This is a genomic window from Streptomyces sp. NPDC004561, from assembly GCF_053602155.1.
The window spans coordinates 1-5,822 of sequence record NZ_JBSGDB010000517.1 but is presented as its reverse complement, the minus strand read 5'-3'; the positions used below and the strand labels follow the sequence as shown (position 1 = coordinate 5,822).

Genomic DNA, 5,822 nt, shown 5'->3' with positions numbered 1-5,822 from the left:
TAAACAGGGGTGAGGGGTGAATCTCGCGTGTGGAGAGAGGCGCCCTTCGGCGTTGGTCGGCGTCAGCCGCTCACGCCGCGGCCGAGCTCCCACAGCTGGAGCGTCGAGGAGGAGTTGAGGGCGTAGGAGACGCCCGTGATGTCGCTCCGTGCGGCGACGTACTGCTTGCCCTGCCACAGCGGCAGGACGGGGACATCCTCGGCGACCATGTCCTGGATCTCCGTCAGGCTGCGGGAGGCGGAGAGACGGTCGGCCTCGCGGCGGGACTCCGGGATCAGCGTGCGCTGGATCGTGGTGTTGGAGTACGGCGAGCCGAGGAAGTTGTCCTTGTCGAGGAAGGGCGCGAGGAAGTTGTCCGCGTCCGGGAAGTCGGGGAACCAGCCCATGCCGTAGACGTCGTACTGGCCCTTCTGCTCGGCGGGGCGGAAGGTGGCCCAGGGGTGGCCCTGGGTGGTGACGTCGAACAGGCCGCTGTCGTTGAGCTGCTTCTGCAGGATCTGGAACTCCTGCTGGGTGGCCGAGCCGTAGTGGTCGGTGGTGTAGTGCAGGGTCATCTTCACCGGGGTGGTGATGCCGGCCTTGGTCAGCAGGTCCTTCGCCTTGGCGACGCTGGGGTTGCCGTACTTGTTGAAGAACGAGTTGGAGTGGCCGGTGATGGTGGCCGGGACCAGCGAGTACAGCGGCTCGGCCTGGGTGCCGTAGACCTTGGAGACCAGTTCGCCGCGGTTGACGACCTGGGCCATGGCCTGGCGCACGGCCTTGGACTTCACGCTGGGCGCGTTGGTGTTGAAGGCCAGGTAGCGGATCTCCAGGCCCGGCATGTCGACGAGGTCGACGTTCTGGTCGGTGCCGCCGTCCAGCTTCTGGATCTGCGCGGGCGTCATGGCGCGGGTCATCACGTCGATGTCGCCCTTGTCGATCGCGGCGCCCATGGAGGCGGCGTCGGGGAAGGAGCGCAGCTCGACCTTGCTGTTGTTCACCGTCACGGCACCCTTGTAACTGGGGTTCTTGGTGAAGGTGGCGCTGACGACCGTGTCGCCCTTGACGTCGGCCTGGTAGGTGTAGGGACCCGAGCCGTCCACCTGGAAGCCGTCGCGGAGCTTGTCCTTCTCGTAGTCCTTCGGGTCGATGATGCCCGCGACCGGAGTGGACAGCTTGTACGGGAAGGTGGCGTCGGCCGTCTTGAGGTGGAAGATCACCTGACGGTCGCCCTGCGTCTCGATCGTGTCGATGGTGTTGAGCAGCGCGGCCACACCACTGTCCGACTTGATGCGCAGGGCACGCTCGATGGAGTACTTGACGTCCGAGGCGGTCAGCGAGTCGCCGTTGGCGAACTTCAGGCCGTCACGCAGCTTGCAGGCGTAGCGCTCGCTGCCACTGTCGGTGAAGCCGCAGCTCTCGGCGGCGTCCGGAACCGGGTCGCCCTCGCCCTTGGGCTGGGCCATCAGGGTCTGCACGGTCTGCCGCAGGATGTTCCACGTGCCGACGTCGTAGGCGTACGCCGGGTCGATGGGCGCGGGGGCATCCTTGGTGGCGGTGAACCGGTCCGTGGTACCGACGACGATGGCATCGCCGCTCTTGCTCCCGCTGCCCGACCCGCCGCACGCGGCGAGAACCGGGGTGAGCAGGCCGGCCAGTGCCGGCAGCACCAAAGTCTTGCGGTTCATGCGGGAGTTTCTCCAGAGCTGTTCGGGTCCGTGTACCCGGCATGCAGGGGTGGTGCAACGGATCACGGGGGTTCTCGGCGATGTTCTCGGCGATGAGATTAGTCCGCCTCCGCAGGAGCGTTCACAGTCGCGCGAGTTGACCCCCCATCACGCAGTGGAACCAGGCGCGGACGCACCGAAAACCCGACAGCGGCAGGATTAGTGCAGCGTCCCATGAATCGGGACACAAGGACCCGCCGGAGCCTGTGGATTGGGGCCGTTCTGCACACTTGGCGAACGTTGTCGAGACCCGCCGGAGTGGTGAACGTCACACACCCCAACTGTGCGGGGAGTCAGTGGAATTCGGCCGGTCGGCTTGCCGTGAATTCCACAGAGGGTGTACTTCGGCGGAAATTTGTCCAGGACGACCAAGGGGCCCTGGCACGCTGGGTGAACGGCTAGCGCTTTTCCGTCATCATGCCGCGCAGGAATGCCAGGTCGACCTCTTCCAGGGAGGCGACCACGGTGCGTCCCTGGGCGGGGCCGATGGGGGCGACGGAGGGTACGGCGACGACGCGGCAGCCGGCCGCCTCGGCCGAGGCGACTCCGGTGGAGGTGTCCTCGACCACGGCGCATCTGGCCGGATGCGCGCCGAGTCCGGCGGCGGCGAGGAGGTACGGGTCCGGGAAGGGCTTGGTGCGCGAGACCTCGTCGCCGGCGACGGACAGGGCGAAGTGGTGCGCGCCCAGCACGGTCAGCACGCGGTCGATGATGCGCCGGTGGGACGCGGAGACCAGTGCGGTGGGGATGCCGTGCTCGTGGAGTTCGGCGAGCAGGCGGGCGGCGCCCGGCATCAGCGGCAGGGCGTGGCCGATACGGTCCTCGAAGCCGTCGTTGAGCAGCAGCGTGAGTTCGGCGAGGGTGATGTCCGCGCCGGTGGCCTCGATGAGGAAGCCGGCGCTGCGGGTCATCGGGCCGCCGACCACGACGTGCCGCCAGGAGTCGTCCAGAGTGTGGCCGAGGGAGGCGAAGACCTCCACCTCGACGTCCCACCAGAAGCCCTCGGTGTCCACCAGGGTGCCGTCCATGTCGAGGAGGACCGCCTGCAGGGTGGAACCTTCGGCCGTACGGGTTCCGAGCGCGGGGACCGTGCTGGTCATCCGGGCGCACCTCCTCGAGGGACGATCAGGCCGGTTCCCGCACGGGAACCGGCCTGCAGTGGACCGACCAGTGTACGACTCCGGCGCCCGAAGCGCCTCGTGTACCACTTCGTGGCGGGGGTACCCCATGAAACACCCCCGGCGCAGGCCAGGGGGTGCTTCGGCGTACCGCAGGGGCGGCTCAGCGTGCGTTGAAGTACTTCGCCTCGGGGTGGTGGATCACGATGGCGTCCGTGGACTGCTCGGGGTGCAGCTGGAACTCCTCGGAGAGGTGGACGCCGATCCGCTCCGGCTCCAGCAGGGCGGCGATCTTGGCGCGGTCCTCCAGGTCGGGGCAGGCGCCGTAGCCGAGGGAGAAGCGGGCACCGCGGTACTTCAGCGAGAACATGTCCTCGATGTCGGCCGGGTCCTCGCCGGCGAAACCGAGTTCGGCGCGTACCCGGGCGTGCCAGTACTCGGCGAGGGCCTCGGCCAACTGGACGGACAGGCCGTGCAGTTCGAGGTAGTCGCGGTAGGCGTTGGACTCGAAGAGCTTCGCGGTCTCCGCGCCGATGCGGGAGCCGACGGTGACCACCTGGAAGCCGACCACGTCGGTCTCGCCGGACTCCTCCGGGCGGAAGAAGTCGGCCAGGCACAGACGGCGGCCGCGGCGCTGGCGGGGGAAGGTGAAGCGGGTGCGCTCGTTGCCCCGCTCGTCCAGGATGATCAGGTCGTCGTCCTTGGACACGCACGGGAAGTAGCCGTGGACCACGGCCGCTTCCAGGAGGTTCTCGGTCTGGAGCCGGTCGAGCAGGCCGCGCAGCCGCGGCCGGCCCTCGGTCTCGACCAGGTCCTCGTAGGAGGGTCCCTCTCCGGTGCGGGCCTGCTTCAGTCCCCACTGGCCCTTGAACAGCGCGCCCTCGTCGAGCCAGGAGGCGTACTCCTTGAGCTGGATGCCCTTGATCACCCGGGTGCCCCAGAAGGGCGGGGTGGGGACGGGGTTGTCGGTGGCCACGTCGGAGCGGACGTGCCCCTCCTCCGGGCGCTCCTCCACCTCGGCGGCGGCCGTGGCGCGGACCCGGCGCTGCTTCAGCTCGGGCAGCTTCGCGCCCGGCACGCCGCGCTTGACGCCGATGAGCGCGTCCATCAGGCGCAGCCCCTCGAAGGCGTCGCGGGCGTAGCGGACCTCGCCCTGGTAGATCTCGTGCAGGTCCTGCTCGACGTAGGCCCGGGTCAGGGCGGCGCCGCCGAGGATGACGGGGAAGCGGGCGGCGAGGCCGCGCTGGTTCAGCTCCTCCAGGTTCTCCTTCATGATCACGGTGGACTTGACCAGGAGTCCGGACATGCCGATCACGTCGGCCCGGTGTTCCTCGGCGGCGTCCAGGATCGCGGAGACCGGCTGCTTGATGCCCAGGTTGACGACGTTGTAGCCGTTGTTGGACAGGATGATGTCGACGAGGTTCTTGCCGATGTCGTGCACGTCGCCGCGGACGGTGGCCAGCACGATGGTGCCCTTGCCGTCGGCGTCCGACTTCTCCATGTGCGGTTCGAGGTAGGCGACGGCGGCCTTCATGACCTCGGCGGACTGCAGCACGAACGGCAGCTGCATCTGGCCGGAGCCGAAGAGCTCGCCGACGACCTTCATGCCGTCCAGCAGGGTGTCGTTGACGATGTCGAGCGCCGGGCGGTCCTGGAGGGCCTCGGCCAGGTCCTGCTCCAGGCCGTTGCGCTCGCCGTCGATGATCCGCCGCTTCAGGCGCTCCTCCAGCGGCAGCGCGGCCAGCTCCTCGGCCTTGCCCGCCTTCAGCGACTTCGCCGTGGCGCCCTCGAAGAGCTGCATCAGCTTCTGCAGCGGGTCGTAGCCCTCGGAGCGCCGGTCGTGGATCAGGTCCAGCGCCGTGCGGACCTCCTCCTCGCTGAACCGGGCGATCGGCAGGATCTTCGAGGCGTGCACGATCGCCGAGTCCAGGCCCGCCTTCACGCACTCGTCCAGGAAGACCGAGTTCAGCAGGATCCGGGCGGCCGGGTTCAGGCCGAAGGAGATGTTCGAGAGGCCGAGTGTGGTCTGCACGGCCGGGTGGCGCTTCTTCAGCTCGCGGATCGCCTCGATGGTGGCGAGGCCGTCCTTGCGGGACTCCTCCTGACCGGTGCAGATGGTGAAGGTCAGGGTGTCGATGAGGATGTCCTCCTCGTGGATGCCCCAGTTCCCGGTGAGGTCGTCGATCAGCCGTTCGGCGATCTCGACCTTCTTCTCCGGGGTGCGGGCCTGGCCCTCCTCGTCGATGGTGAGCGCGATCAGGGCGGCGCCGTGCTCCTGGGCCAGCTCGGTGACCCGGGCGAAGCGGGATTCGGGGCCGTCGCCGTCCTCGTAGTTCACGGAGTTGATCACCGCGCGGCCGCCGAGCTTCTCCAGGCCCGCCCGGATGACGTCGACCTCGGTGGAGTCCAGGACGATCGGCAGCGTGGAGGCGGTGGCGAAGCGGCCGGCGAGTTGCTCCATGTCGGCGACGCCGTCGCGGCCGACGTAGTCGACACACAGGTCGAGCATGTGCGCGCCCTCGCGGATCTGCTCGCGGGCGATCTCCACGCAGTCGTCCCAGCGGCCCTCCAGCATGGCCTCGCGGAACTTCTTGGATCCGTTGGCGTTGGTGCGCTCGCCGATGGCCAGGTAGGAGGTGTCCTGGCGGAACGGCACGGACTGGTAGAGGGAGGCGGCGCCGGGCTCGGGGCGCGGGGCGCGCTCGGGCGGGGTGACGCCCTGGACGCGCTCCACGACCTGGCGCAGGTGTTCGGGGGTGGTGCCGCAGCAGCCGCCGATCAGGGACAGGCCGTAGTCCCGTACGAAGTTCTGCTGCGCGTCCGCGAGGCCCTCGGGGCCGAGCGGGAAGTGGGCGCCGTCCTTGGTGAGGACGGGCAGGCCGGCGTTCGGCATGCACAGCAGCGGGATGCGGGAGTGCCTGGTGCCGGTGGTCCAGTCGAGGAGGAGCAGCCCGGCGCGCGGGTCGGTGCGCAGGTTGCCCAGGGTGAGGAACATGGC

3 protein-coding genes are annotated in these 5,822 nt (G+C 68.9%); all 3 read right to left on the bottom strand.

Annotation, left to right across the window (positions count from 1 at the left end):
• Positions 1–62 precede the first annotated feature (62 nt).
• Positions 63–1,667: an ABC transporter substrate-binding protein gene (locus tag ACWEN3_RS39450; protein WP_452981455.1), complete on the bottom strand. Its 1,605-nt coding sequence runs from the start codon at positions 1,665–1,667 to the stop codon at positions 63–65.
• Positions 1,668–2,104: 437 nt separating this feature from the next.
• Entirely contained in the window at positions 2,105–2,806 is a 702-nt protein-coding gene (locus ACWEN3_RS39445) for an HAD family hydrolase (protein ID WP_452981452.1), read from the bottom strand.
• A gap of 181 nt (positions 2,807–2,987) precedes the next feature.
• Positions 2,988–5,822 (bottom strand): methionine synthase (gene metH, locus ACWEN3_RS39440; protein ID WP_452981449.1); only part of this gene is annotated, 2,835 nt, incomplete at its 5' end.